The sequence below is a fragment of the Phyllobacterium bourgognense genome, from assembly GCF_003337575.1.
Lineage (GTDB): Bacteria > Pseudomonadota > Alphaproteobacteria > Rhizobiales > Rhizobiaceae > Phyllobacterium > Phyllobacterium bourgognense.
The window spans coordinates 98739-124133 of the sequence record NZ_QPJM01000009.1 but is presented as its reverse complement, the minus strand read 5'-3'; the positions used below and the strand labels follow the sequence as shown (position 1 = coordinate 124133).

The 25395-nt window shown below is 52.3% G+C and carries 27 protein-coding genes; 19 read left to right on the top strand and 8 right to left on the bottom strand.

Going from position 1 to position 25395, the window contains the following annotated elements; all coding sequences use genetic code 11:
- Window positions 1–128: 128 nt before the first annotated feature.
- The 5 genes from C7476_RS16410 (at window position 129) to C7476_RS16390 (ending at window position 5587) form a co-directional block, all read left to right on the top strand.
- Window positions 129–1043, top strand: a complete 915-nt coding sequence (locus tag C7476_RS16410) for a LysR substrate-binding domain-containing protein (RefSeq protein WP_114430975.1) — start codon at window positions 129–131, stop codon at window positions 1041–1043.
- Window positions 1044–1434: 391 nt separating this feature from the next.
- Window positions 1435–2274, top strand: a complete 840-nt coding sequence (locus C7476_RS16405) for a tryptophan 2,3-dioxygenase (protein WP_114430974.1) — start codon at window positions 1435–1437, stop codon at window positions 2272–2274.
- Between the two features lie 121 nt (window positions 2275–2395).
- Window positions 2396–3427 carry a glutathione S-transferase family protein gene (locus C7476_RS16400; protein WP_114430973.1) on the top strand — a complete coding sequence of 344 codons (1032 nt, stop codon included), beginning with the start codon at window positions 2396–2398 and terminating at the stop codon, window positions 3425–3427.
- Window positions 3428–3527: 100 nt separating this feature from the next.
- On the top strand, window positions 3528–4244 hold the full coding sequence (locus C7476_RS16395) for a nitroreductase (RefSeq protein ID WP_210207799.1): 717 nt from the start codon (window positions 3528–3530) through the stop codon (window positions 4242–4244).
- Window positions 4245–4927: 683 nt separating this feature from the next.
- On the top strand, window positions 4928–5587 hold the full coding sequence (locus C7476_RS16390) for a hypothetical protein (RefSeq protein WP_147274668.1): 660 nt from the start codon (window positions 4928–4930) through the stop codon (window positions 5585–5587).
- Window positions 5588–5844: 257 nt separating this feature from the next.
- On the opposite strand, the gene C7476_RS16385 is transcribed toward C7476_RS16390, so the two are convergent.
- From C7476_RS16385 to C7476_RS16370, 4 genes are all read right to left on the bottom strand, one after another.
- Window positions 5845–6768, bottom strand: a complete 924-nt coding sequence (locus C7476_RS16385) for an alpha/beta fold hydrolase (protein ID WP_114430971.1) — start codon at window positions 6766–6768, stop codon at window positions 5845–5847.
- 220 nt (window positions 6769–6988) lie between these two features.
- A complete protein-coding gene (locus C7476_RS29435) occupies window positions 6989–7441 on the bottom strand; it encodes a hypothetical protein (RefSeq protein WP_425373996.1) in 453 nt (150 codons plus the stop codon).
- A gap of 140 nt (window positions 7442–7581) precedes the next feature.
- Window positions 7582–7869 (bottom strand): GNAT family N-acetyltransferase, encoded by a 288-nt coding sequence (locus C7476_RS16375; protein ID WP_114430969.1) that lies wholly within the window; start codon window positions 7867–7869, stop codon window positions 7582–7584.
- A gap of 165 nt (window positions 7870–8034) precedes the next feature.
- On the bottom strand, window positions 8035–8616 hold the full coding sequence (locus C7476_RS16370) for a TetR/AcrR family transcriptional regulator C-terminal domain-containing protein (RefSeq protein ID WP_114430968.1): 582 nt from the start codon (window positions 8614–8616) through the stop codon (window positions 8035–8037).
- Window positions 8617–9172: 556 nt separating this feature from the next.
- Between C7476_RS16370 and C7476_RS16365 the strand changes: the two genes are divergently transcribed.
- The 9 genes from C7476_RS16365 (at window position 9173) to C7476_RS16325 (ending at window position 15310) form a co-directional block, all read left to right on the top strand.
- Entirely contained in the window at window positions 9173–10087 is a 915-nt protein-coding gene (locus tag C7476_RS16365; RefSeq protein ID WP_181872469.1) for an MBL fold metallo-hydrolase, read from the top strand.
- A gap of 25 nt (window positions 10088–10112) precedes the next feature.
- Window positions 10113–10295 carry a (2Fe-2S)-binding protein gene (locus C7476_RS16360; RefSeq protein ID WP_114430967.1) on the top strand — a complete coding sequence of 61 codons (183 nt, stop codon included), beginning with the start codon at window positions 10113–10115 and terminating at the stop codon, window positions 10293–10295.
- 119 nt (window positions 10296–10414) lie between these two features.
- Window positions 10415–10630: a hypothetical protein gene (locus C7476_RS16355; RefSeq protein WP_114430966.1), complete on the top strand. Its 216-nt coding sequence runs from the start codon at window positions 10415–10417 to the stop codon at window positions 10628–10630.
- Window positions 10631–10689: 59 nt separating this feature from the next.
- Window positions 10690–11895, top strand: coding sequence for a cytochrome b (locus C7476_RS16350; RefSeq protein ID WP_114431068.1), 1206 nt, complete (start codon window positions 10690–10692; stop codon window positions 11893–11895).
- A 36-nt stretch (window positions 11896–11931) separates the two neighbouring features.
- Window positions 11932–12687: an SDR family oxidoreductase gene (locus C7476_RS16345; protein WP_114430965.1), complete on the top strand. Its 756-nt coding sequence runs from the start codon at window positions 11932–11934 to the stop codon at window positions 12685–12687.
- A 93-nt stretch (window positions 12688–12780) separates the two neighbouring features.
- Entirely contained in the window at window positions 12781–13185 is a 405-nt protein-coding gene (locus C7476_RS16340; protein WP_114430964.1) for a cupin domain-containing protein, read from the top strand.
- Between the two features lie 20 nt (window positions 13186–13205).
- On the top strand, window positions 13206–13958 hold the full coding sequence (locus tag C7476_RS16335; RefSeq protein ID WP_114430963.1) for an SDR family oxidoreductase: 753 nt from the start codon (window positions 13206–13208) through the stop codon (window positions 13956–13958).
- A gap of 17 nt (window positions 13959–13975) precedes the next feature.
- Window positions 13976–14284, top strand: a complete 309-nt coding sequence (locus tag C7476_RS16330; protein WP_114430962.1) for a GNAT family N-acetyltransferase — start codon at window positions 13976–13978, stop codon at window positions 14282–14284.
- A 3-nt stretch (window positions 14285–14287) separates the two neighbouring features.
- Window positions 14288–15310 (top strand): bestrophin family protein, encoded by a 1023-nt coding sequence (locus tag C7476_RS16325; RefSeq protein WP_114430961.1) that lies wholly within the window; start codon window positions 14288–14290, stop codon window positions 15308–15310.
- Window positions 15311–15342: 32 nt separating this feature from the next.
- Here the strand turns inward: C7476_RS16325 and C7476_RS16320 are convergent, their stop codons facing one another.
- Window positions 15343–16026: a response regulator transcription factor gene (locus tag C7476_RS16320; protein WP_114430960.1), complete on the bottom strand. Its 684-nt coding sequence runs from the start codon at window positions 16024–16026 to the stop codon at window positions 15343–15345.
- A 444-nt stretch (window positions 16027–16470) separates the two neighbouring features.
- Between C7476_RS16320 and C7476_RS16315 the strand changes: the two genes are divergently transcribed.
- Together C7476_RS16315 and C7476_RS16310 are read left to right on the top strand one after the other, a co-directional pair.
- A complete protein-coding gene (locus C7476_RS16315; protein WP_114430959.1) occupies window positions 16471–17112 on the top strand; it encodes a response regulator transcription factor in 642 nt (213 codons plus the stop codon).
- A 263-nt stretch (window positions 17113–17375) separates the two neighbouring features.
- Window positions 17376–18137 (top strand): SDR family oxidoreductase, encoded by a 762-nt coding sequence (locus C7476_RS16310; RefSeq protein WP_114430958.1) that lies wholly within the window; start codon window positions 17376–17378, stop codon window positions 18135–18137.
- 165 nt (window positions 18138–18302) lie between these two features.
- Here C7476_RS16310 and C7476_RS16305 read toward each other — a convergent pair whose 3' ends face one another.
- Complete coding sequence (locus C7476_RS16305; protein WP_245426386.1) at window positions 18303–19277, bottom strand: alpha/beta fold hydrolase; 975 nt, start codon at window positions 19275–19277, stop codon at window positions 18303–18305.
- A 415-nt stretch (window positions 19278–19692) separates the two neighbouring features.
- On the opposite strand from C7476_RS16305, the gene C7476_RS16300 reads away from it, so the two are divergent.
- The gene (locus C7476_RS16300; protein ID WP_425373995.1) at window positions 19693–20661 is read left to right on the top strand and encodes an MBL fold metallo-hydrolase; all 969 of its coding nucleotides are present in this window, start codon (window positions 19693–19695) and stop codon (window positions 20659–20661) included.
- 283 nt (window positions 20662–20944) lie between these two features.
- Here the strand turns inward: C7476_RS16300 and C7476_RS16295 are convergent, their stop codons facing one another.
- Complete coding sequence (locus C7476_RS16295; protein WP_245426385.1) at window positions 20945–22909, bottom strand: PAS domain-containing protein; 1965 nt, start codon at window positions 22907–22909, stop codon at window positions 20945–20947.
- Between the two features lie 328 nt (window positions 22910–23237).
- Here C7476_RS16295 and C7476_RS16290 point away from each other — a divergent pair, with 328 nt between their 5' ends.
- Both C7476_RS16290 and C7476_RS16285 read left to right on the top strand, forming a co-directional pair.
- The gene (locus C7476_RS16290; protein WP_114430955.1) at window positions 23238–23459 is read left to right on the top strand and encodes a hypothetical protein; all 222 of its coding nucleotides are present in this window, start codon (window positions 23238–23240) and stop codon (window positions 23457–23459) included.
- Window positions 23456–24046, top strand: a complete 591-nt coding sequence (locus tag C7476_RS16285) for an MBL fold metallo-hydrolase (protein WP_114430954.1) — start codon at window positions 23456–23458, stop codon at window positions 24044–24046. The genes C7476_RS16290 and C7476_RS16285 overlap by 4 nt, the downstream gene beginning before the upstream one ends.
- Window positions 24047–24144: 98 nt before the next feature.
- Here the strand turns inward: C7476_RS16285 and C7476_RS16280 are convergent, their stop codons facing one another.
- Window positions 24145–25311 carry an adenylate/guanylate cyclase domain-containing protein gene (locus C7476_RS16280; RefSeq protein WP_114430953.1) on the bottom strand — a complete coding sequence of 389 codons (1167 nt, stop codon included), beginning with the start codon at window positions 25309–25311 and terminating at the stop codon, window positions 24145–24147.
- Window positions 25312–25395: the final 84 nt, after the last annotated feature.

Sequence of the window (25395 nt, the reverse complement as noted above, 5' to 3'; positions counted from 1 at the left end):
GCAATACTAGCGATGTGCAGGATGCTATAAAATGTGGGGCGTATCTGATGCATAAAGTGCGGCCACAGCCCATTGCAAGCCGACGTCCAGCTTTGACGCGGCTCTACTTCGTCGTATAGCTTGTTTCAATGCTGGATCTTAAAGACGTCTTCTATTTTGTCCAAGTTGTCGATAGTGGCGGCTTCACATCTGCCGGTCGCAGTTTGCGAATCCCTAAGTCCACACTAAGCCACCGGGTTCGCGAACTCGAAACAGTATTAGGCGTACGATTGATAAACAGAACCTCTCGTCAATTCGGCATGACGGACGTTGGGACAGAGTTCTATCAGTACGCCAGGCAGCTTCTGCACAGCGCGGATGTTGCCGAAGATGCGGTCCGTGAACGATTATCGGAGCCCAGCGGAACCATCCGAATGACAACTGCCGTGGAGATTGCCCAGTTTGCCCTGCGCGATCTCATACCAGTATTCTTAAACAAATATCCTCGCGTACGGATTGTCGAAATCTCTACCGACAGATTAGTGGATATCGTTGCAGAAGGCTTCGACCTTGCATTACGTGGGCACGTGGCTCCCTTACAAAACTCCACGTTGGTACAAAGAACTATTACGACTGTACCTTGGTATCTATTCGCAAGTCCGCAATACCTTGAGGTAAACGGCGTTCCCCACACCCCAAACGAACTTTCTCAACACTCTACAATTGCCATTGTGAGAAGCGGCCCGTCCATATGGACTCTGCAGAATCGCGAAGGAATGGAAAGTTCGATCCCTTTAGAACCCCGTTTTATAAGTAACAACATGGTATCGTTAAAGGAAGCCGCCTGTGCCAATCTTGGAATAGCAGCGCTTCCTGGCTACATCTGCCGTGACGAGTTAAAAGCGGGCAAGCTTCGCCAGATACTTCCCGGTTGGATTGCCGCCGATGCGCGAATGTCTGCATTGATTCCCTATCGAACAGGGTTGCTTCCTGCAGTTCGTTCACTCGTTGATTTTCTTGCGGTTGAAGTTCCAAAGACGACGGCCTATACCCCCCTCGCCTAGAACAGAAACGGATACTAATTCCGAGATTGGTGTCTTGGCTAACTAATTTTGCTTGTCTGCATTCCGTCTAATTGATCCTAAAGTGGTTTCGACAACGCTATCGTTGCTCTTGGCACTAGCGTGGCCTCCCCAACTGAAATTTGTTCAGACGAAGTTTTCAAAAAGTATCGTCTAGTTCTTTGGACGCTGTGTTTTGAAACTCACGGCTGTTGGAGGCTTAGCACCCATTCTATGATTCCGAGTAACAACTGGCTTGAGTGTGACTGCTTTAGCAACGGAACATGCAAAGCATTCACCAAGGGAAAATTCTGGGGTCAAAAGGTTCTATTGCAATGCGGATCTGGAAACCTCGCTCGGAAGTTTTCTTAAACATTTGGAGGAGTGAGCGTCTATGTCAGACCATGAACGAAAACTGGGAACATGTCCGCCGGGGGAGACTCCGTACTCCGCCTATATCCAGACAGAAGCTCTTCACTCACTTCAAAACCTGGTCAGCGATAGTCCTGCAGAACCTGCGTTCATTGTGAATGTGCAGGTGAGCGAACTTTATTGGGCTCTTATTACCAAAGAACTGCAAACCGCTCAGCGAAAACTCCGCGAAGATAATATTGCAGAGACAAACCGTGTTTTTCACCGGATTGTAAATCATATGGTGGCATTGAATGCGAATTGGCGTTCACTATCTTGGTTAACTCCGTCCGAGCTGATGCCCATTCTCCGCGGGCTTCAATCTACCCATGGCAAGGACAGCGCACTCCAGGGTTGGTCGTTCCGTCACATGGTTTTCCTGATGGGGATCAAACAGCGACATCAGCTAGATTATTTCGCAAGCCAGCCAAAACGGATGGCACAATTATCTGCCGCACTTGAAGAGCCTAGCATCTATGACGATGTTCTAGCTGCTCTTGCCCGAAGTGGAGCAGCCGTGCCGCAGTCTCAAATCGCACGCGACTATGCGGAACCCTATGTAGCAGATTCCAACGTTGCCGCGGTCTGGCATCAAATCTATATCAAGAACGATCCTGCTGATCATTGGAGAGCAATGGCAGAACTTCTGGCCGATATTGCGGTGGAGTTCACCAATTGGAAGTACCTTCATTTGATGGCGACGCGACGGACGTTCGGAGGACGCCCAGCATATCACGGAGAAGATGCTATCGGGTGGCTGTTACCAACGATGGAAGAAATTCCTTTCCCCGAAGTTTGGGCGGCCCGTGGCATGGTTGACTAATACCATTTTTGCAAATGCTGGCATAACGGAACGCTCGCCATGTTGGCGTGTTGGGCCGGCACACGGGTGCCGGCCACCCATGACGCATTGATCAGCTTTCGAGGATGGAGGCACTTTCCCCATGGACAAATCGACACTTGAGATGATGCTCGCGAAGGCGAACAATAGCATAGCAGACCCATCCAGACTGACCGAGCGAAACACCAACGGTTACGAGCAAGGGCGGTTTACACTTTTCCATTCCGCAATGTCCTTCTGTTCACAGAAAGTGCGTGCCACACTGGTGCAAAAGGGCGCGGCTTTCAAATCCTGCGATATGGTCATCATAGGCAACAGGATGGCATCATCGGGGAAGCTAATTCCGGCTGAGAATTATCATCCCGATTACGTGCGGTTGAGGTTGATTGGTGGCAAACTGCTAAGTACTGATCTCGCGGCCAACTATACGGGTGTGTCGTCGGTCTCAACTCAAGGTTTTGATGCCTGTGCGGTGCCGACGCTCGTGGATCTTTTCACAGGCGAAGTGATAGTCGACTCGCTACGCATTTGCCTGCATGTCAACGGGACTGTTTCGAACTCGCCTTCACTGGTGCCAAACGACCCATTGTTGCTTGCACAAATGAAAGCGCAATTGGATGCGGTCGACAACACTCCACACCCTGCGTTGTTGTACGGATTTCATCCTGAGGACGACCGGCGGCCCCAAATACTTCAAGAACTGATGCTGTCCGTGTACGACGATAAGGTTGAAGCGCTACAGGAGCTTGCCGCCGACAATTCGGCCGACCATGAACTGGTTGCCGCATACCATGCGAAAATAAAGAAGGAAAAAGGGGGCAAGAATGTCAGTCGTGATCCCTCTTTCCAGCATGCTGCGCGTTCAAGGGCCCGCGAAATAATCGTCCAGTTGGATCGAGACCTCCAAGCAAACGGCGCTGAGTGGCTGTGTGGTACCACGGTCACCCTTGCTGATCTATTTTGGGGAGTGAGTTTAGTAAGACTTGAATACCTTGGGCTTGGTAGTCTGTGGGGTGATCTGCCGAGAGTGCGTACCTATTTCTCGAATGTCGCTGAGCTTCCATCCATCCAACAAGAAGCAATCGAATCGACGTTGATGAGTATGCCCCCGTCCAAGCACTTGCGATCTGCATAATTCACGTCAGCATGACATGAAGCTGGCGAATTCAGCGCCCGTACGCAAGACGATGTCGCCACCTTTGAAGACTATAGTCGGCTACAAAAGGGGAATGGACTTGAACACGAGAATGAACCTAACCTGCCGGGATCTTGAGGACAAGATATCGGTGGACCAAGCGATCATCCAAAGACGAGCAAAACGCGGATTTTTGGATACGCCAGTATCAATGGAAACCGTCAAGGACATCTTATCAGTCGCTAGATACGCACCAAGTTCTAGTAACATCCAGCCTTGGAAATGCTTTGTTTTGTCAGGCAAAGCAAAAGAGAGGATAAGTTCCAAAGCCGTTGATATTTATCGGGCCGGTCCTGAAAGGCTTACGCCCGAGTACGCATTTTTCCCGTCAACACTCGATGAGCCGTACTTTGCCAGATTCAATGTTTTTCGTGGTCAATTGGGAGACGCCGTCGGTGTGCCGCGAAGTGACAAGTATGGACGGCTAAAAGACAATGAACGTCAGTTTAGATTCTTCAATGCTCCTATCGGGATCATATTCTCGATGGATCGTCGCCTGGAATGGTCAAGTTTCATTTGTTACGGCTGTTTCCTCCAGAGCGTAATGCTTGCCGCGCGGGCCAGAGGGCTTGATACCTGTACTCAGCAGATCTGGTCCCTGCAAAATCCGTTGCTCCGGTCGGAACTTGGAATACCCGAATCTGATCTGGTTGTTGCGGGTATGGCCCTTGGATATGCCGATAATGATCGGCCGGAAAACAATATGGAAAACTACAAACTCGAAGTTGAGGAATTCACCTCCTTCTTCAATGAATAAAGTCTCGTCCTCAGAGAACCTCTCATCCGTATGCACAATGCGCACACGGGTGAGAGCACTACTCAACGCATGTCGCCTCGGATAGGAATATTGCGGCCCTATGGAGCATAGAACCACAACGCTCAACGCGAAAACACTAGTCGTCGGAAAGCCCAAACACACACCATAGATCGCAGCAAATCGTTCCTGAACTTCAGTCATGACCTGTTTCACGACTTCTAACGTTTCTCTCACTGGCCAACAGATCCTGCGAACACATAAACCAATGTATACTTTTGCGACGTTGAAAAATAACCCACCTTGGAAGCCTATTTCACAGTAGGGAAATCATCTTCTTTGTCGATCGATTGTCTTGTCGCATCCCGACAGCCAATCTTTGGTCTCGTGTTGACGCTTCAACAGCCAATTTTCCCGAGATCTATCTTCGATGTTAGAGGCCATCTGAACTTCCGCTAGTGACGGCGCCGGCAGCGCGAGCCAAAACAAGGCGCGCACGCAAAAGGAAAGCTATGGGTTTAAAAACTGTAGTTTTGTTGGTTGACAGTTCTCCCGACACGTTTGTCAGGGCCCAGTATGCGGTGCAGTTATGCCTCCGTCATAGCGCTCATTTGGTAGCACTTTGTGTAACTGCTCCTAAGTCGAGCTGCAACAATTCGGAATCTTTTGTGCGTGGCTAAGAGGCCATGCAGCGCTTGATAAAACACCATCGGTGTGACGCCGTACGCAATTCAATGATCGCACACAAACTGTTTCTATTCGCAACGGAAGGTCAAAATATAACATATGAGTATCATTGGATTGAAAGAGATGAGGTCTACAGAAGCACAATCTTGACTGCTCTGCATGCCGATTTGATTGTTATGGGAACGCCCCCGCCGAATTTTATTTCAGGCATTTGGTCGCTCAAGTCGATACTGTCAAAAGCTGAGCTTCCTGTAATCGTGGTACCTCCATTGTGGGTGAAGAAGGAACCACCAAATAGAATACTCGCAGGCTGGAATGGTAGTTCAATTCCCCGGCAGCTCATTACTGGATTACTCCTACTGCTGGCAGACAGTGTCTCAATAGACCTTATCGCCAACGACAGATCTGGCAAGATCGCAGGTGAACAACCTGGTGGAGACCTTGCCCTCTATATGGCAAGACACGGTGCCAAGGTTTCGGTACAAATGCCTACTGGATACGTGCGTAGCAGTTCGCTCTTTGGCATGGCCGAACATCACAACTTCGACTTGGTAGCGTTCGCTGCATCTAGGCTTTCTTGGATTGACGCCTTCCCTTTTGGGATCGGCCAGCCGTATTTATCAGCTGCCGCTAAAGTGCCATTTCTTATTGTCCCATAGCGCAAACGGCTATGTGGAGATGCGAAGAAGAATGAAAGACGCCAGCCCGGCGATAGGGCGCGCTCCCGGATACCTGGACGGTTCCAGTATCACGCATTGGTCGCAAAACCCAAAGCAACATTAGGCTATTATCGTTGAGGATTTCCAACGACGTGTTTGGCTGGATCGGCTTTCGCTTATCCCGTTTCTGCCAACGGCGAGATGGCTCTCTGCCATCCACTTGCCGTGTCCGCCGCAGCGACCCGATGGGGTGGCAATCACATGGGTGCAGGAAGAAATTCGATCAGTGCTTTCGTGACGGCTGCAGGCTGCTCTTCAGGGATCCAATGGCCAGAACCTTCCACGACCACGCCCCGCACGTTTTTTGCGACGTGGCGGATATGGTTGCCATACTCCAGTCCCATGCCCCCAACTCCACTCATGGCAAGAACCGGCATCTGTAGCTTTTCGATGGAAAATAATCTGTTAGCTTCCACGTCTTTGGGAAATGCACGATAATATTCAAAACCAGCCCGAAGTGCCCCCGGTTGAGCATATGAGCGTCCGTAAAACTCATCGGCTTCGTTGTCGAAGGCGCGCGAATTAACGCCCTCGGCAGTGTGGAACCATTTGAGATATTCGAGTTCACGGCCTGCGATAAGCATTTCCGGAACATCGCGGACAGAGTGGAAGCGAAAATGCCAAGTACGAGGGCCCTGGATCAGTTCGTCCCAAGGCTCAATGCCGGGGAGAGGAACATCCAGAATCGCCAGTGTCTCAACGTCATTGGGATGTTTGGCCGCATAAGCATAGACGACCATGCCGCCCATGTCATGGCCGACGAGGTTCACCGACGGACCGATGCCCAGATTGCTCACCAGCTTTCGAACGTCCTCGGCTATCGAAGCCTTATCATAGCCGGCCAGAGGTTTGGCGGTGTCGCCCAGACCACGTAGATCCGGCGCGAGAACTGTATACCCTTTAGCCGCCAATTGCGGCATCACATGACGCCACATGTATGATGTGGTACCCCAGCCATGCAGCAGCACTACTGTTTGCGGCCCACCCTGCGCCAAAAGGTAGTGATAAGCGACCCCCTCCACGTCCGACTTGCCATCGATAATCGTGCCATTTGCTGCCGGCACTGCCGATATACCCGCAAACGTTCCAATTATAAGGGCCACTAAAAAGTAAAAGCGCATTGCAGACTCCAGACATTCGAAAAATGAGGCCCACAGAGCCTAAAAACGCCCTCCAAATCTATAGAACCATGGTTTGCCCACTCTCCGTCGAGGGTGAACCGCAACGTTCGCACATGATCTGCTGAATATGTATGTGTGCTGCGATGACAACGGTCGGCTTTGCAGTTGGTTTGATCTACTGTAGTTTAATTGCCGAGAGATCACGAGGCGCATTCACCCGCTATACGTTGGATCTTCGCGGCAGTATGTGGATATTCCGGCGAATTGAAGATGCCGATCGCGATGCGCCGACGGGTTCGTCAGATGCATCCTCCAGTAGCGCATGCAACACATCTTCGGTCACCTCGAGGATCTCCATTGTCTCGGCCTCGCTGAAACCTTCAATGGCAGTCAAAAGAAGTGCTTGACGCGCTGTCGTAGACGACTTGAATCCAGCAAACACTTGCTTTCTCTGCCCAATTTCGGACCCATCTACCGAATTAAAAAATCTGAGAAAGAGCTTGCACAGGCCCACGCGATCAGAACTGGTGTGTGGGAAAATCTCTATGTCGTGAATGAGACTCTCCAGAGTGGCAGCTACATAGGCGTCGCCCCGATATTGTGAACCCGCGATGGCGTGCGCAAAGCGCCGAAGACAAGGCAAGTGCGGAGTTATACGAGCGGACAATGACATTGATTTGGAGTCCTGTGACACCGGAATTAAACAGTGCGGCAAACCGCTTACTATGAAAACCAGGTTCTGGAGCTTAGACCTGTTCACCAGTGGTGCGTGCCTGGCTCAAGATGTATTCGTAAAGAGGACTTCGGTATCAGTCAGCCAACGATCAGATCGCTATACTCTGGATGTTGACCCGCGAATTTTACCATGAACGTACAAGTTGGCATTACCTTGCGGCCACTCTCGCGTATTATGTCGAATACCCCCCTCGCCAACTGTGAACAGATGCCTTCGCCCGAATATTGGAATGGCACTTCCGTGTGGGTTAAAATCACAATATGACCCTCAGTCCTGTAATACGCCGCGGCAATGAGACCGTCGGCTATCGGCATCTCGTAACGGTTGAAAGTGGGGTTGTCTTCAACAATGGCATTGGCGAGCATTTCTTACTCCAAGATTGGCGGCTGTAAGTCCCCATAGTCTATCGACCGAACTTCAAGCGGCTATTGTGGATGGATTGAGTGGCGGGGAATTTGACGATTATGGAATCCGCTCGTCAGGCCAGCTATCCTACTTGATTGCTGGCTACGCTATACTTTCGTCTAGGTTCAGCTTCTCCCGATTGGATTGTTTCGAGATGCCCGAGCGTTCTGCAGAATTGCATCGAGTAAAAAGCCTATCGCTTCGTGTGTCATCTGCTCTTGCGATGCTGATGAAACTCTGCTCAAGCATCTCAGGTGAATTTGAGCGTAGAGCAGAGTAGCCATCCAGTTCGAGATGGCTCGGGTCACGTCGGCCTGAATGCCAAATTGTTCACAGTCGTTCATGATTTGCTTCGCAATTCGCACTGACAACCGACGAGGACCGTATTCAAAAAATGCGCTGGCCAACTCCGGAGCCGCCGCCGATTCCCACACCGTCAAGCGGTACAGGAACAACAGATCGGACGTTTCGGACAGGGATACGATCTGTCGACCATGTTCCATCAGCACGGTGCCTAGATCAATCGCGTTGTCGTCCTTGTGTATGCGCAACTGGAGTCCTTGTTCGACAACATCAGATACGATCGCGCCGAATATCCCAATCCTATCCGTAAATTCTTCGTGCACTGCGGTCATACTGCACGACGACTCAAGGGCAATGCACTCTACCGAGGTGCCGACATAACCATTGACTTGGAACAACCGCATGGACGTTTGCAGAATGGTCGTCCTGATATCCGAAGATTGAAGACTGTCCTCAAACGGAATTTCGTTTCGTCCTGTCAATGACCTCAAATTCAGTTGCACGCCGCCTCTAGCCTCCGGAACATTCAGTTACCCGCATTTTGTACAGCGGTATGTGCCGTCATCCCGCGCACGCAGACTATCCTACCAAGTGTGAAGCCGTGCTATTCTTCTGGTTAGAGTGGCCTGGATTGCGGCTGGGAAGTCTGGGTTTCGTCATCCGCTCGCCGATTTTCATCCCTGATGACCGGGAGCCAACACTAAGTTTCATCCGATCCTTGGCACTACAATTCTGGAGTGTTGATTGGCGGCACCTGAACTGTTTATCGGCATTCTCGAATTGACTACAGCACCCAGCCAGCTGATGCAGCCGACTTAACCCATGGTTCAAGGGCACGAGAACTTCTCGGTGTTCCACCTATTCGTCGGGCATAAGAAGCCTATACCACAGGCCGATTCCGCCTCCATCTCAAATCGACGACTAATGCAATCACGAAACGCTACTCAGCAGGAGATTGACATGAGCTTCGACAACACCCCACTCGCCGGCAAGGCGGGAATCGACGAGTCGGTTCCATCGCGCTACGCGGTACAGGTCGGCGACATTGACGTAATGGTGATCAGCGATGGAGTATTAACGCCGCCAGCTGAATCCATGGCAACCAACGCTGACCCAGCAATCCGCGGTGCCTGGCTGGACGAAAGACTCCTTGCTCACGACGCGTTCGACTGGCCGCTAAATGCAGTCGTAGTGCGCATCGGCGACCAGACCATCCTTATTGACAGTGGGATAGGTGAGGAATACCCCGACTTCCCGCGCGCCGGGCAGCTCGGCCATCGACTGAAGGCGGCCGGGGTTGATCTGGCGGCCGTGACCGATGTGGTGTTGACCCATATGCACTTTGACCACGTAGGCGGACTGCTCGTAGACGGCGTGAAGGATCAACTGCGTCCGGACCTGCGAATCCACGTATCGGCGGCCGAGGCCGAGTTCTGGAAGGCCCCCGATTTCTCTCGTACCGGAATGCCACCTGAACTTGCGGAGTTGGCAAGACGAGCGTCACTGCAATTCCTCGACGAGTATCGCAGCCAGCTCCATACGTTTGATCAAGAGTCCGAGGTGGCACCAGGCATAGTCGTCACCCGCACTGGCGGCCACACTCCCGGACACAGCGTTGTCCGCATGGCATCCGGCGGCGAACGGCTAATGTTCGGCGGCGACGCCATATTTCCTGTGTCGTTTGAGCACCCCGAGTGGCACAATGGATTCGAACACGATCCGGAGGAGGCAACCCGCGTTCGGCTCCGTCTGATGCGCGAGCTGGCAGAGACTGGCTCGTGGCTGGTATCGACGCACATACCCTTTCCGTCTGTCGGTCGCGTGGCGGCCCATGGTGATTTGTTTCGTTGGGTTCCAGCCTGGTGGGACTACTGACCGCTGTTAGGTTGGCCATCACATCATGATTGTCTGTTCATGCAACGTATTCACTGATCAGGATGTCCGCTTCGCTATCGAGGTGGAGCGGACACGCTCGATCAGTAAGGTTTACGGCTGTCTCGGCTGCAGCGCTCGTTGCGGCCGCTGCGCCCGCACCATCCGCCGCATCATAGACGAGGCGCTCGGCACCGACGAAACGCCATAGCCCTACACTCAGGTATCCCTATACCAGAGTATAGAACGCACACGTCCTGCGCACGATGGTCGAGACCCCTTGAGTTTTGCAAAGTGAAAACCCGCAACCCGGTACGAGGAAGATCGAAGATGACCACCCATTTCGCGCTTTCAAGTTTAATGACGTTGATCTTGAGGCTTTGGGGCGTTGATGCAGCGCTGACGCCGGAAAGACGGGAGCTTTCGGACGACTTAACATTTGCGGCGGCTCGGCTAGCCAATGCGCGCAGCCGCCGAAGATTCATCTCGTCCGAAAAGTGCCGCGACCGTATGCCGGAAATCGGGCAGCAGGGAGAAACCCGTTGAGACGCGAACGTCCGATCTATACGCCAAAGACGGGCGTTGAACGCTGGTTTGACACCCGCATGCCGCTGCCGAGGATGGTGTACGATTCCTTCATAGTCTACCCGGTTCCGCGTAACCTGAACTACGCCTACTCATTCGGCGGCATCCTCACCGTCATGCTGGTTTCTCAGATACTGACAGGCGTCGTGCTGGCGATGCATTTTGCTCCCGATACGGGACTGGCCTTTATTTCAGTCGAGAAGATCATGCGTGACGTGAACTCCGGCTGGCTGCTTCGCTACCTGCATTCGAACGGAGCGTCTTTCTTCTTCATTGCCGTCTATATCCACATCGGAAGGGGCCTCTATTACGGCTCGTTCAAGTCGCCGCGAGAGCTTCTCTGGGTGCTCGGCTGCATGAATTTTTTGTTGATGATGGCGACTGCATTCATGGGCTACGTCCTGCCTTGGGGACAGATGTCGTTTTGGGGTGCCACCGTCATCACCAACTTCTTCACCGCCATTCCGGTGGTCGGCGACTGGATTCAGCAATTGCTCCTGGGTGGTTTTTCAGTCAACAATCCGACGCTCAATCGCTTCTTTGCGCTGCACTATCTTCTGCCATTCATGCTTACTGGCGTGGTGGCCTTGCATATCTGGGCATTGCACGTGGTGGGCCAGAACAATCCTATTGGCATTGACGTCAAATTGCCCACGGACGTCGTTGACTTCACCCCCCACGCAACGGTCAAAGACGCGCTTGGAATTGTCGTCTTCTTGCTCGTTCTGGCCTATTTCGTCTTTTACATGCCGAACTTTCTCGGCCACCCCGACAATTATACTGTAGCTGACCCGCTGAAGACGCCTGCGCACATTGTGCCTGAATGGTACTTCCTTCCCTTTTACGCGATTCTGCGTGCGATCACTTTCAGCGTCGGACCGATCGACTCCAAGCTCGGCGGGGTATTGGCCATGTTCGCCGCCATTGCCGTTTTGTTTTTCGCGCCGTGGCTCGATACCACGAAGGTACGTTCGGCGGTCTATCGACCATTATACAGGCTTTTTTTCACGCTTTTCGTTGCCAATGGCCTTTTCCTCGGCTGGCTCGGATCGCGGCCCGCGGAAGGCACCTACATCGTCCTGTCCCAGTTGGCGACGCTTTATTATTTCGCATTTTTCATCGTCATCATGCCGCTTCTGGGGCTGATCGAGAAGCCGCGGCGGTTGCCGAACTCGATTACAGAAGCAGTCCTTGCGAAGAGCAATGCGGTCGAGAAATCTAGTTGATCATCGGCCGCGAGGGCCGAAAGAAGGAGAAATGTTATGAAAATCGTGATCATCGGTGGAACAGGGCTTATCGGGTCAAAAACCGCTGTACGTCTGCGCAATAAAGGCCACGAGGTTGTTGCCGCGTCACCAAACACGGGGGTCAACACCATCACCGGCGAGGGTCTGACTGAAGCATTAGTCGGTGCGCAAGTCGTCATTGACCTGGCAAATGCGCCCTCTTGGGAAGATAAGGCCGTTCTCGAATTTTTCGAAACATCGGGCCGCAATCTGCTTGCCGCCGAAGCCGATGCTGGCGTGAAACTCCACATTGCCCTGTCAATTGTGGGAACCGACCGACTGCCGGAGAATGGCTACTTCAGAGCAAAACTTGCCCAGGAACGCCTCATCAAGGAATCGCCGATCCCCTACACGATCGTCCATTCAACCCAGTTTTTTGAGTTCCTGAAGGGCATTGCTGATGAAGCAACGGTCGGCACAATCACCCGGTTGTCTCCTGCAGCGTTCCAGCCCATCGCATCGGACGATGTTGCCGATACAATGGCAGAAGTCGCCTTGGGGAACCCGCTCAACGGTATGATCGAGATAGCGGGTCCTGAGCGTGCTCCCATGAATGTAATCATTGCCCGCTATCTGAAAGCGGCCAACGACCCGCGTACGGTCGAGGCAGATGTCCATGCTCGTTATTTTGGATCTGAGCTCAACGATCAATCGATCGTGCCGGGCAACGGTGCGCGGATCGGGAAGATCGGCTTCGAAGACTGGTTCCGCCAGTCTCAACAGCCGAAGTGATTCAATTCATCCGGTGACCCGTCTGAGCGGTCATTAGGATGAAGTTCCCCAGCCAGAAGCTTTGTTCACATTATTCAAAAAAGGATTTCTACGATGAAGGCAGTTTTGCTAACACTTTTTGTATCTGCGGCCACTTGCCTGCATGGCGGTATTGCGTTTGCCGCCGAAGATACCGCAAAGGTCACCCCGCTCACACGAAAGGACCTTCCGAATTATCCCGGCAAGGAGGGGCTGATGATATCAGTCGAGTATGGGCCGGGAGGTTCTTCACCCATTCACAAACACGAAGCAAATGCGTTTGTCTATGTTTTGGAGGGCTCGATCGTGATGCAGGTCAAAGGAGAAAAAGCAGTCACCTTGTCGCCTGGGGAAACCTATTACGAAAGTCCTTCCGACATTCACTTGGTGAGCCGAAATGCGAGTAAGACCAAACCGGCGAAATTCATCGTTGTGCTGCTTAAGAACAAGAACGCTCCAGCTGTCATTCCGGTGAAGTGACATTTCGCAGGGAGGAAACGATGAAAATCACCGTCATGGGGGCGACTGGGCAAATTGGAACCCATCTCGTAGAAAAACTTGAAAAGGGAGGTGTCGACGTTGTCGCCGCCTCCACTTCACTGGGGATTAACAGCGCGACGGGGGAAGGCCTTGGGGACGTTATTTCAGGGGCTGATGTCGTTATCGACGTCACCAACGCGGCGTCCTTTGGTGACAACTCTGCGCTTGACTTTTTCAGGGCATCTACCAGGAATCTTCTGGCCGCCTCAAGAGATGCTGGTGTCAAACACTACGTTGCGCTTTCAGTGGTAGGAACACCGCGCCTTGTCGAGAGTGACTATTTCCGCGCGAAGATGGTGCAGGAAAACCTCATTCGGGCAGCGAGACGGCCCTATACCATTCTTCGTTCAACGCAATTTTTTGAGTTCATCGGCGGCGTGATCGACATGGGCGCGGACGGAGATGGCTTTCGGCTTCCTTCGGCGGCGGTCAGACCGATAGCTGCTGAAAATGTCGCAGAAATGTTGGCTGAATTAGCGGTGAAAGCACCAAAGAACGATACCGTAGAGATTGGCGGACGCGACCAGTTCGGCCTCGACGAAATCGCCCGAATGCATCTCGCAGCTAATGAAGATACCCGCCAGGTGATAACCGACGACAGCGCCCGGTACTACGGCGTCGAACTCAATGACGACACGCTGCTGCCGTTCAAGGGAGCACGCGTGGGTTCGTTGCAGTACATCGATTGGCTAACCCGCTCTATGGCCAATTGAGCAAGGAGATAACTGCAATGGATGCCCAAGTCAGAGACAACCGGGAAAAGCATCGCTTTGAACGCCAGATACATGATGGGATGTGGGCAGCTGCATACTACCGACTGGAGGACGAACAGTTTGTGTTCTTTAAGGTCGAAGTTCCCGAATTTGCCAGTCAGGGTATAGGCGCGGCATTAATCGAGGGGGTGTTCGATATACTCCGTGAGGAAGGCAAGAAAGCAGTCATAAGATGCTCGTTCATGCACAGTTTCTTGCAAACGCATCCAGAATATAATGACCTCGTTGACTCCGCTCTATCGTCTCGAAAACAAAAAAATGGCTAATCCATGCATATAGGCCGGCAATATAGCGTCAACGACTTCCTTGCTTGGACGAGAAAGGAGACCCAATGGTTAATTGGCTGGGCTTTGTTTGCAACTTTGTTCCTTCACGTTTCGACATTGAATTTCCTGACAGTGCCAGCGCCGATACTGACAATCGTCGGGGCGGCACTAGCGATTAGCCTCGCATTTAAGAGTCAGCAATGTTTTGCACGATGCACCAACGCCCTGACGCTATCGGAGCAACTCAATGGCAGTAGCTTCATCCTGGCCGAAAGGCTGATCTCTGCAACGTGCGAGCTGGGTGATGTTCCTTCGGGTGCACGATTGGAAGATATGTTCTATCGCCATTTCGCTTGGCTCACTTCTCTACGCTTTTATTTGCGAGACAGTAGATCTTGGGAGAATAGGTTCGATGCCGGCAACATTCGTTTCCTTGCCAAAATCCCAAGCCCTGAAAGCACTTCCGCACTTGACGACGAACTGAAAAACTACTTGTCGGATGACGAAGTGCAGAAAATAATGGCGTGTTCGGGTGACAAAGAAAGCCTCATTCTTGACTGGCAATACGAAGCACTCAGAAAACTACGCAAGCAAAATCTTATCAGCGAGTACATGTTCATTGGGCTGATAGCCCGACTTGATGATCTTTCCCGATTGCAGGGCGGACTGAAGCTAATCAAAAACTATCCCTACCCCCGCAACTACTATTCGATAGCCGTTATTTTGGTAAAAATGTTTGTCGCCATCATTCCTTTTGGCCTATTTCCGTTTGCCTATGAATTGGGAAAGTCTGCCGGCATCGCGGATTGGACGGCTTGGCTGAACGTCCCATTCAGCGTTGCTGTCGGTTGGGTTTTCGTTTCGTTGGAAAAAGTCGGAGAGAACTCATCGAACCCATTTGAGGGCAATGCCAACGATGTACCAATTTCGTCCATCGCACGGAGAATCGAGATAGCAATGCGGGGCATGATGGGCGAGTCAAACGACCTGCAACCTATTGTGGCAAAGAGTGATATCCTATTTTGAGTTGGGTTCATTGAGAGATGAACATCATTTGATCACCGCGGATTGTCGTGACGTATATCCTTGGGAATCGACTGCCAGGCTCGAAGCAATTGGGTGACAAAAGGTGTCTGCATTTTGCGCATCAGGTTGCTCCGGTGTAGCTTGACTGTGATTTCCGTTATGTTGAGATCGAACGCGATTTGCTTGCTTAGCTTTCCTCGTACAACGGCCTCCATTACCTGGCGCTCACGAGGAGTGAGCGTGAGATATCGTGCCACGTTAGTGTCGCTTTCGAGCTGTTCGGCGCGTTTTTCCCTGTCGATTTCGATAGCTTTGCTTACCGCGTCCAGCAATGTTTGGTCACGAAACGGCTTGGTGAGGAACTCGACTGCGCCGGCCTTCATCGCCTGCACTGTCATCGGAATGTCGCCGTACCCCGTAAGGAAAACAATCGTTGCGGAAATGCCGCTTGCGGCCAGCCGGGCCTGAAAGTCAAGACCGCTCAAGCCCGGCATGCGAACATCGAGGATTATGCAACCCGGTCGGTTGAGGACGTTGGCGTCCATGAGCGCTTGTGTAGATCCGTATCCGGCCGCTTGAATCCCGACAGATTCCAACAGATCGCATATGGATAGTCGTAGCGATTCGTCATCATCAACCACCAACACGATAGGCTTTTGTTCAGAACGCGCTTGCTTTTGCTGAGCGCTAATGGGGGTGCCTGTAAATATGTTCATTTCAACCTCCGATACTGGCACAGCCTATGCTGCAGATCGCGACGCACCACCATTCCTCTCATGACAAGCTCCGTAGGTTTAACGCGACATTGTAGGCGTTTCGCATCACTGGTCGACTAAACGAAGTTTTAGGTTGACGCCGCCGCCAATCGTTTCATTGCGGCTTGTACCGCCGAGGTTGCCAAATCGTTTTCTGGTTACAAACGGGATGTTGAGTTGCGACAAGCACGGTACGCGCCGGAATTTGTAGAAGATTGACGAACCGCCGCGAGTATAACCGTAGGATTTCGAGTCCAAGACCTAAACTAAAGTATACGCTCTTTCGCATCCGAGTTTCGGCTATGGTTGCCGAGAAGGGTAAACTACAATTTCAGCGATGATGACGAGCAGTCTGTGTGACCATCGGCATTGTCAGCGCGAATTTAGTTTGATTGAGACGATTCAATGACGCAAAACACACAAGTTAAAGTGGAAACGTCGGTCGAGCCAATCATATACGTGGTTGACGACGATGAAGAAATGCGATGCGCCTTGCTAGACCTCTTCATGGTTACAAAGAAGCGGGCATGCGCCTTTCCCAACAGCGGCGAATTCCTCCGATCAGCTGACATAAGCGTCCCGGGTTGTGTCGTCGTCGATCTTCGCATGCCTGGTGGAACAGGATTGGATCTGCAAAATGAGTTAAATTCGATTGGTAGCAGGTTGCCGGTGATTTTCCTCACTGCCTATGCCGATATTCCAACGAGCGTGAAAGCGATGAAAGCTGGGGCGACGGACTTTATCACGAAACCCTTCGTCAATCAGGAGCTCTTGGAAGCAGTCGACCACGCCCTACAATTGGACACGGAGCGACGAAAATGTGACGCGGAGCAAATCCGTATCCGGGAGCTTGCCAAAACCCTGACTCCACGCGAGCAGGAGGTAATGTTCGCCGTCGTTAGTGGATTAATGAATAAGCAGGTCGCTTACGAACTCGGCATAAGCGAGATGACGGTGAAGCTACACCGCATGAGTGTGATGCGGAAGATGCAGAGCAGATCGCTCGCAGATTTGGTCCGCAAAACAGAGCACCTGCAAAGAAACTAGATCACGGTCACCAGAAGGTTGTGAACCCAGGAACGTTCCGACGTGGCTGCCCCCAACCTACGTTTATCTATGCCTGCCAATATATTTGCTTACGCTCGAAATGTGCCACCAGCGACGGGAGGAACTCTCACCTGACTTTGACACAGGACATAAAGCCCAGTCTTCTTTTGGCTGACAGAGAAACTCGCACTGGAGCATAGTCATTGCACTTGTCCATAGGTTGCAGTCATCCAACAAAAGGTTCTCATTCAAGGAGCAGTACAATGAAGATCGTCGTAATTGGCGGAACTGGATTAATCGGTTCCAAGTTGGTGAAACGCCTTCAAGCAAAGGGTCACGAGGTGGTCGCCGCATCGCCGGCTTCCGGCGTAAACACCGTCACGGGTGAAGGTCTTGCCGAGACTCTTACTGGGGCGAATGTGGTCGTTGATCTCGCTAATTCTCCAAATTTTGAAGACAAGGCTGTTATGGAGTTCTTCGAGAAATCCGGCCGGAATTTGATGGCAGCGGAAACAGCAGCAGGCGTGAAACATCATCTTGCTCTTTCCATCGTCGGAACAGAACGTCTCCCTGAAAGCGGATACCTCCGAGCAAAGATGGCTCAAGAGCAAATTATCAAGGCATCAGGCATCCCGTATACGATTGTGCACTCGACGCAGTTCTTTGAATTTATGTTCGGCATTGCCCAGTCCGGCGTCCAAGGCGATAAGATTCATCTGTCACCGGGTATGATGCAGCCGATTTTCTCAGACGACGTTGCAGATGCTCTGACCGACTACGTGCTTGGTGCTCCGCTTAACAGGACTGTTGAGATCGCCGGACCGGAAAAAATTCGGATGGCCGATGCGGTTGGGGCGTATCTGCGTCAGATCGGCGATTCCCGTGAGATATTGGTTGATAGCCAGACACGTTACTTTGGTGCCGTGCTAAACGACAGCAGCCTCGTTCCGGCTGCAGGTGCCCGCTTGGGCAAAGTCGCATTTTCGGAATGGGTGAAGACGGCAACCCCACCACCTGCACGATAGAGAGCGCTAAAGAGCGCCACGCGAAGGGCCTCGTTCAAACGGGTCCTTCATACCACCTGACCGTCATTTGAACGTCGGTTACGATATCGCCGATATTGTTCAGTTCAAGCGCTTCTTGCAGCGGCAAAGTCAGAAGGTGCTCGATGAGCACCTTCTGAGATTTATTCATCCTTTGATGAAACTGAGGATATCCTCATTGATCACATCGGAATGCGTTGTCGCCATACCGTGCGGAAAACCCTTGTAGATCTTGAGGGTGGCCTTCTTAAGAATCTTCGCTGAGAGTTCTGCGGAATCAGCAACCGGCACGATCTGATCGTCATCGCCGTGCAGCACCAGCGTAGGAACTTCAATCATCCTCAGATCATCGGTGAAGTCTGTCTCGGAGAACGCTTTAATCCCGAGATAGTGGGCGTTTGCCGCACCAGACATACCCTGCCGCCACCAATTGTTGATGATAGCGTCCGAAGCTTTCACGCCAGTTCGATTGAAACCGTAGAATGGACCACTGGCCAGATCATAGTAGAATTGCGAGCGGTTAGCAGCTAGTGCTGCCCTTAATCCATCGAATGCGCCTATGGGCATACCACCAGGATTGGATGCGGTCTTCACCATGATGGGCGGAACCGCTCCGATAAGTACCAGCTTGGACACACGGTTCTTGCCATGACGAGCCACGTAGCGAGTTGCCTCACCGCCTCCGGTTGAGTGGCCGATGTGAATAGCATTTTGGAGGTCGAGATGTTTGACGACCGCGGCCACATCCGCCGCGTAGTGATCCATGTCGTGCCCCTCACTCACTTGGGATGACCGGCCGTGTCCGCGACGATCATGCGCGATTACCCGATAGCCTTTCCCAAGGAAGAAGAGCATTTGATTGTCCCAGTCATCACCGCTTAGTGGCCAGCCGTGGTGGAACATGATGGGTTGCGCGTCCTTGGGACCCCAATCCTTAAAGAAAATGCGAGTACCGTCACTGGAGGTCACATAACCAGGACCAGTTGGGAGTGTACCTTGCGCTGCCTTCTTTTTGTTGGCAGCTTCTGCGGGACGGGTGGCACTTGCTGCTGCCGCAGCCGCAAGCGAGAGCGTGCCAGCCATGACGTTGCGCCTTGTGGCGGTCATCGAAGAATTGTTCAAGTTGAATCTCCTGGTTGGAAAATAAAAACAAGTTGTTATGGCCATCGCAAAAATGCCGGACTTGTATCAGTTACTTTTAAATTGAATATAGAACCCCTGTAAGTATACTTAGGTTTTACTTGTTCGTCGTGTGCACGCACGTCGGCACGATCGTCGTTATGTTGCCTACATCGGATCAGACAATTTGACTGTGTGCTGCTCTTAAAGCGGGGCACATCAACGTCGCAGCGATCAACTGCCACACTAAACTTAAGTTTGGATTACGAGCGTCTCACGACAATTGTAAAGCTGTTGGGAGCCGTCACCAAGCTCTCAAGGTCTTTAGGGCTTTGAGCGTCAGATCCTGGCATTCTACATTTAGCGCAAGCTGAACTGAGGGTGGCTGGCCACTGTCAAAGCAACATAGGAGTGCGTCATGTCGCAGTCAGAAACAAAAACCCCTACCTCAGGTATGCATCAGCCAAGCATACCATCGGAAAATACCTTTCATCCCGGAAAGCCGAGTAAGGGCGAACTGGTTCCTTCACGCTACGCCCTGCGCATAGGCAATATCGATGTTATGGTGGTCAGTGATGGGGTGCTACCACTGCCAACAGTAATGTTGGGGCACAACGCAGACCCGAAGGTACGGGCAAGGTGGATGGAGAACATGTTTCTTCCCACGGATGCGTTCGACTGGCCTCTGAATGCGGTGGTTGTACGTAGCGGTGACCAGACAATACTTCTCGATGCTGGGCTTGGCCTTGATCCGGACTTGCACTTGCCGCGGGCTGGACAGTTGATCAAGCGACTGGAAGCAGCTGAGATTGATCTTGCATCAGTGACCGACATCGTGTTCACCCACCTGCACATGGATCACATAGGCGGTCTTCTGGTAGAGGGCGTTAAAGAACAGCTCCGTCCGGACCTCAAGATCCACGTCGCGGCAGCAGAGGTTAAGTTCTGGGAAGCCCCAGATTTCACCCAGACCAACATGCCTCAGGGGTTTCCTGATGCGCTTCGGGCGGCGTCCAAACAGTTCCTGAAAGAATATCGAAACTATCTACAGTTGTTCGATGAGGAATCTGAAATTGCACCAGGCGTGATTGCCCGTCGCACTGGCGGACACACTCCGGGGCATTGCGTTATCCGTGTGGCCTCCGAAGGGGACGCGCTTACCTTTGCAGGCGACGCAGTGTTTCAAGTCGGCTTCGAACAGCCTGATTGGTACAACGGCTTTGAACATGATCCGAAGGAAGCTGCTCGTGTTCGGGTTGATCTTCTACGTGATCTGGCCTCAACCGGCGAATTGCTGGTGGCAACGCATCTGGCATTCCCATCCGTCGGCCGTGTTGCAGCTGCGGGCGAGGCCTTCCGCTGGGTGCCTGTCATCTGGGACTACTGACAACCTCGGCCGGCTCGGAACCGGCTTCTTCACATTGAGCAAGCATTCCACGATGCGCGGCACAGTCTTGCTGTCGCGCATCTGCATAACCCCATACTTCCGCATATGTCGGTGCAATAATTGGTCCCGTATCGGGACAGATGCCGCCGCCGCTATGGCCACGCACCGATCTCCGTGTCCCGGGCATCACAACTGCGTTGTGACAGATACAGAGGTCACTCTCGGCCCGTATCCCTCACCATCAGGTTTGTATCCAAACGGTTCCATTTACGGGAAAAAGTAATTATTTCTCGACTGGCAGGGTGAAAATGAACCTTGCGCCTTCGGGCTCGTTTCTTTCGGCCCAAAGTTCTCCACCATGAGCTTCGATAATGGTGCGGCAGATAGCTAGTCCCATGCCCATGCCCTGTTCTTTGGTAGTAAAAAACGGTTCGAAGATCTTTTCGGGGAAGGCAATTCCCTTCCCGCGGTCGCTTATCTCCACTTGGATGTTGCCGGCTGCATGGTGGATTCGAATTTCGAGCAACTTGTCGTTTACGCTTGCAACCATCGCATCCAACCCATTTCGCATGAGGTTGAAGAGAACCTGCTGAATTTGCACTCTATCGAAAGGCAGCGGACGCAAATGAGCCTCGCAAGTGACCGCAATACGAGCGCCGTGAAGGTGACCTTCCTCGGTCAAAAGGTCCTTTACCTCGTGTACAACTTCTGTCAGCGCGGTACAGTCACGCTGATCCGTCGCCTGTTCGAACAAAGCTCTTATTCGCCCGACTACGTTGACCGCAGAGTTTGCACTGTGAATGATCTGTTCCAACGACCGTTGCGCGCGGCTAAAATTGGGGGGATCTGCAGCCAGCCAACGCTGACATGCAACCGAATAATTAATGACAGCGGAGAGAGGCTGGTTTACCTCATGGGCAATGGATGCTGATAGTTCCGCAAGTCGCGTAGCTTGGCTGGCGCTGGCAAGTCGCTGCTGGGCCTTGAGTAAGTTTTCTTGAGCGCGGACTTCTCCATCAATATCCAAGCATATGACGTTCCATTGTACGATAGTGCCGTCAGTATCGCGCATGGGAGCAGCGCGCGTTTCCACCCAACGATAAACGCCGTCAAAGCGTCGTAACCGATGCTTTTTTAAGTATGGCTCGCCCGTAGCGAGAGAATGAGCGTAAAGTTCCTTGACGCTTGCCAGATCATCAGGATGCACCGCCGCGTCCAATGTTGCAGCCAAGCGTGATTTTCTCGCATTCAGCTCTTCGAGATCGTATCCCAGAAATTCCTGAAGCTGCTGACTGCGAAAGATTGGTTCACCATTTGCGTCGGCGCAGTCGATCATGGCGGGAAGCTTTGCAACAAGCTGCCACAAGAAACGCTCGCGTTTCTCGATCGTGTCTTGTGCAGTTACTAGATCGTGTATGTCCGTACTGACACCATACCACTGCACGATTGTGCCATGTTCATCTCGCAGTGGTTTGGCTCTCGATTCTGTCCAGCGGTAGCTGCCATCTTTTCGGATTTGGCGATATCTTCGGATGTAGGGAATCCCAGTCGTGAGGGACGTATGAAACGCCTGCCGAGCCGCCTCCCTATCTTCCGGGTGGACTATGCTAAGTGTTGGTGAGCCATCGTCGGCGGTCATTGCCGCCAAGCTCGCTCCTGTCACCTGAGTAAAGGGCTTGTTAATGTAGGCGGGAGTGCCGTTAGCATTCGTGCTCCAAAATAGCGCCGGCACTGTATCGATGAGCTGCTGTAGCAAACGCTCTCGTTCGACTAGAGCCGGTTCCGTTCGCATATAGACGTCAATGTCCAGGGTTGACCCATACCATCCAGTAATTCGCCCTTGGCTATCGCGTGTCGGTCTCGCCGCAGCACGATGCCAAACGTAGGATCCGTCCGCACGAAGAACGCGATATTCACAATTCCAATCTTGCCCTGAACGAAGGGCACGACGTAATGAATCGCCGACTTTCTCGCGGTCCTGAGGGTGCGCACTCCTTTGCCACCCTTGTTCGCCTCCGTCTAAAAATGGCCGCTCATCCAACAAGAGATTCAACTCGCTCAGCGTCATTGCCATTAAAGTTTGCGCCGTCGCTGTTGCGTATGTGAACTGGCCGGAAGCATCCAGGGCCCACGCGCACCCGTAAAGGTTTTCGACAACCATGGCTGCGCGTACAGCTTCCGCACACTCGCCAGGTGCTTCTGCCGTCGTCAAATCATCCGCCTGATGCGCTATCGCAGGATCAATCATCACCTTACTCCCCGGCGTTCCGCCATGGACCATAACCTTGTTAGCAAGTGAGGATCGATAAAACGAAGATAGGGGTTGACCGTCGCGCTCACGGCCAGAAACTTCAATTCGCGGACCGATACGGAAGCATTTCACAGTCATCGGTATACCTAAGTTAGTCTAGGCAAAACGCTTTTAGGCGGAGCATCGTCTGTCGACGGCCCTGAGTAAAACCAGAATTGCCCACGCCATTTTCCGATCACAGAGAGAAACAATGAAAGCGCTTAAGATACTCACAATCATTGCCTCACTTGCCTCAGGTGACGTCCTCGCTGGGGAGACAGGCCCAATGCCAGCTCCACCCGCTGCCCACAGTTTTACTGTTGGCGCGCTTCGCGTCACGGCGCTGCGCGACTCAGTTAACGTGGTGCCAAATGACGGATCAGTGTTCGGCAAGGATGTCGGTTCAAATGCCGTTGCGGCACTACTGCGTGGTGTCGGGCTGCGAACCGATAGAATATCATTGTCAGTAGATGCGTTGCTTGTCCGCTCCGATAATCCGCTGTTTTGATAGATACGGGGCTTGGTCCTGCAATTCCGGGCTCGTTAGGTGCTAGCCTTGCGGAAGCAGGCGTGAAGCCTGAAGATATTTCCACAGTCTTGATTACCCATGTTCATGGTGACCACATTGGTGGGTTGATAACGGCCGATGGGAATAGCGTGTTCCGCAATGCAGAAATCAAAATCGCCAATCCGGATTGGATTTGGCTTCAAAAGCAGCCCGAGATGAAGCAACTCTCCTCGGCGATCAGTCATCAAGTCAAGGTTTTTGATCCTGGTCAGGACGTCGCTGCCGGGATTACTTCTGTGCCAATCGCTGGGCACACCCCTGGCCATGTGGGGTATATGATCAGCTCCAAAGGTGAGAGCCTCTTGGATATTGGCGACACAGCCCACAGCTCGATAATCTCTCTCGTGGAGCCGGAATGGACCATGGGTTATGACAATGATGCAGAAGGCGGGAAGACGAGCCGCCGTCGAATGTTGGATGAACTTTCTCAGAGCCGTCAACTTGTCTTTGCCCCCCATTTTCCTTTCCCCGGTGTAGGATGGATCGAACGGGAGAATGGTCACTTTAAATGGTTGCCCAAGAGATAACTGGACAAATCCTGTTCCGATTAGAGCGGGGGGTTGAATCACAACCCTCCCGTTCTCTCTAAAAGCACTGTCCGTGGAAACATTAAAAGCGGTGCGGCTCATGCCGTGCGCAGGGCGTAAACTTCGGTCTCGGCGTCAAACCCCCGGATATTATGTCGACCAAGACACTCCGTCTCCGACATGCAGTCAGCGGCAGTCACGAATTCCCCCGAAATCAAAACAGAGCGTTGAAGCGACTTCGTAAGACTCTCAAGACGGGAAGCCAAATTAACGGCCGGGCCGATGACTGTAAAATCGAGTCTTCGCTTGGATCCGATGTTTCCGTACATGACCTCCCCAACGTGTATTCCGGTGCCAAATTCAATACGAAAGTCGCGTGCCTGATCCTCGGCTGCAGCTGCTTCCTGAGCTTCGCGTACGGCCTTCAACAAACGCGTGCAAGCGTCAGAGCGATCTAATGGAAATACTGCGAGAAGGCCATCACCAACAAACTTCAATATCTCTCCTCCATATTTCTCGATTGGATCGGCTATGAGGTCGAAATACTGGTTTAGAATTTTGATAACGTCATCGCGTCTACGGCGATCCGAGAGGTGTGTGAAATTCCTTAAGTCGCACATCATCACGGCTGCTCTTAAAGTTACCCCACTTCCCCGCGTCGTTGCACCGTCCAGTATCTGCTCGCTGGCATGTGGCCCAACATAGGTTTGCAAAAGGGTGCGCGCCAATTGGTTTTTCAGGCGGATCTCTGTGACCAAAGATACAAATGGTAAGGTTTCTTCGATCAACTTAATTTCTTGGTCATCGAACCCGCCGATCTTATCAGTCGCGAAGGTAATCAGGTGGCGTCGACCTTGCGTGTGATCCAACGGCCATGCGATATAGTCAGTATGACCATTATTCCGCAGCTCTTCGTAAACCGGAAACACATGCGGCCCGCATATCAGTATCCGCTGGCGAACAACTCGGCCGGTGTCGATGACCAAACGAAAGGGGCTTCGTCGAAACACGTCTGTCCCCTCTACGTCGTAAGCCACTGTCTGCACTTCCGTCTCGCTCTGACCTCGAGCCCACAAGATCCGTGTTCCTAACCATTGGGGATGATGGACACGTAGATGCAACGTGGAGCGGCTTAGATTGACGCCGCATTCGACGAAGCGGGCGCAAAGCTGGGCGAAAATTTTCTCTAAAGATTGTTCTTCTCTCAGTCCAGTCGAGAGCCAGCTGATGATTGACAGTCGGTGTTGGTGAAATCCGTCGGTCATATCATCTCCTGTATTTCCGTTCTGATACCCAATAGGCACCTCGTCGTGATGGAACGGTCTTTCTGGCACCGGATGCCGGAGTAA

What these genes read in the sequence shown, in the direction of transcription:
- C7476_RS16410 (WP_114430975.1), top strand. Translation starts at nt 129, where the DNA reads ATGCTGGATCTTAAAGACGTCTTCTATTTTGTCCAAGTTGTCGATAGT.
- C7476_RS16405 (WP_114430974.1), top strand. Translation starts at nt 1,435, where the DNA reads ATGTCAGACCATGAACGAAAACTGGGAACATGTCCGCCGGGGGAGACT.
- C7476_RS16400 (WP_114430973.1), top strand. Translation starts at nt 2,396, where the DNA reads ATGGACAAATCGACACTTGAGATGATGCTCGCGAAGGCGAACAATAGC.
- C7476_RS16390 (WP_147274668.1), top strand. Translation starts at nt 4,928, where the DNA reads ATGCAGCGCTTGATAAAACACCATCGGTGTGACGCCGTACGCAATTCA.
- C7476_RS16385 (WP_114430971.1), bottom strand. Translation starts at nt 6,768, where the DNA reads ATGCGCTTTTACTTTTTAGTGGCCCTTATAATTGGAACGTTTGCGGGT.
- C7476_RS29435 (WP_425373996.1), bottom strand. Translation starts at nt 7,441, where the DNA reads ATGTCATTGTCCGCTCGTATAACTCCGCACTTGCCTTGTCTTCGGCGC.
- C7476_RS16375 (WP_114430969.1), bottom strand. Translation starts at nt 7,869, where the DNA reads ATGCTCGCCAATGCCATTGTTGAAGACAACCCCACTTTCAACCGTTAC.
- C7476_RS16370 (WP_114430968.1), bottom strand. Translation starts at nt 8,616, where the DNA reads ATGCGGTTGTTCCAAGTCAATGGTTATGTCGGCACCTCGGTAGAGTGC.
- C7476_RS16365 (WP_181872469.1), top strand. Translation starts at nt 9,173, where the DNA reads ATGAGCTTCGACAACACCCCACTCGCCGGCAAGGCGGGAATCGACGAG.
- C7476_RS16360 (WP_114430967.1), top strand. Translation starts at nt 10,113, where the DNA reads ATGATTGTCTGTTCATGCAACGTATTCACTGATCAGGATGTCCGCTTC.
- C7476_RS16355 (WP_114430966.1), top strand. Translation starts at nt 10,415, where the DNA reads ATGACCACCCATTTCGCGCTTTCAAGTTTAATGACGTTGATCTTGAGG.
- C7476_RS16350 (WP_114431068.1), top strand. Translation starts at nt 10,690, where the DNA reads ATGCCGCTGCCGAGGATGGTGTACGATTCCTTCATAGTCTACCCGGTT.
- C7476_RS16345 (WP_114430965.1), top strand. Translation starts at nt 11,932, where the DNA reads ATGAAAATCGTGATCATCGGTGGAACAGGGCTTATCGGGTCAAAAACC.
- C7476_RS16340 (WP_114430964.1), top strand. Translation starts at nt 12,781, where the DNA reads ATGAAGGCAGTTTTGCTAACACTTTTTGTATCTGCGGCCACTTGCCTG.
- C7476_RS16335 (WP_114430963.1), top strand. Translation starts at nt 13,206, where the DNA reads ATGAAAATCACCGTCATGGGGGCGACTGGGCAAATTGGAACCCATCTC.
- C7476_RS16330 (WP_114430962.1), top strand. Translation starts at nt 13,976, where the DNA reads ATGGATGCCCAAGTCAGAGACAACCGGGAAAAGCATCGCTTTGAACGC.
- C7476_RS16325 (WP_114430961.1), top strand. Translation starts at nt 14,288, where the DNA reads ATGCATATAGGCCGGCAATATAGCGTCAACGACTTCCTTGCTTGGACG.
- C7476_RS16320 (WP_114430960.1), bottom strand. Translation starts at nt 16,026, where the DNA reads ATGAACATATTTACAGGCACCCCCATTAGCGCTCAGCAAAAGCAAGCG.
- C7476_RS16315 (WP_114430959.1), top strand. Translation starts at nt 16,471, where the DNA reads ATGACGCAAAACACACAAGTTAAAGTGGAAACGTCGGTCGAGCCAATC.
- C7476_RS16310 (WP_114430958.1), top strand. Translation starts at nt 17,376, where the DNA reads ATGAAGATCGTCGTAATTGGCGGAACTGGATTAATCGGTTCCAAGTTG.
- C7476_RS16300 (WP_425373995.1), top strand. Translation starts at nt 19,693, where the DNA reads ATGTCGCAGTCAGAAACAAAAACCCCTACCTCAGGTATGCATCAGCCA.
- C7476_RS16295 (WP_245426385.1), bottom strand. Translation starts at nt 22,909, where the DNA reads ATGATTGATCCTGCGATAGCGCATCAGGCGGATGATTTGACGACGGCA.
- C7476_RS16290 (WP_114430955.1), top strand. Translation starts at nt 23,238, where the DNA reads ATGCCAGCTCCACCCGCTGCCCACAGTTTTACTGTTGGCGCGCTTCGC.
- C7476_RS16280 (WP_114430953.1), bottom strand. Translation starts at nt 25,311, where the DNA reads ATGACCGACGGATTTCACCAACACCGACTGTCAATCATCAGCTGGCTC.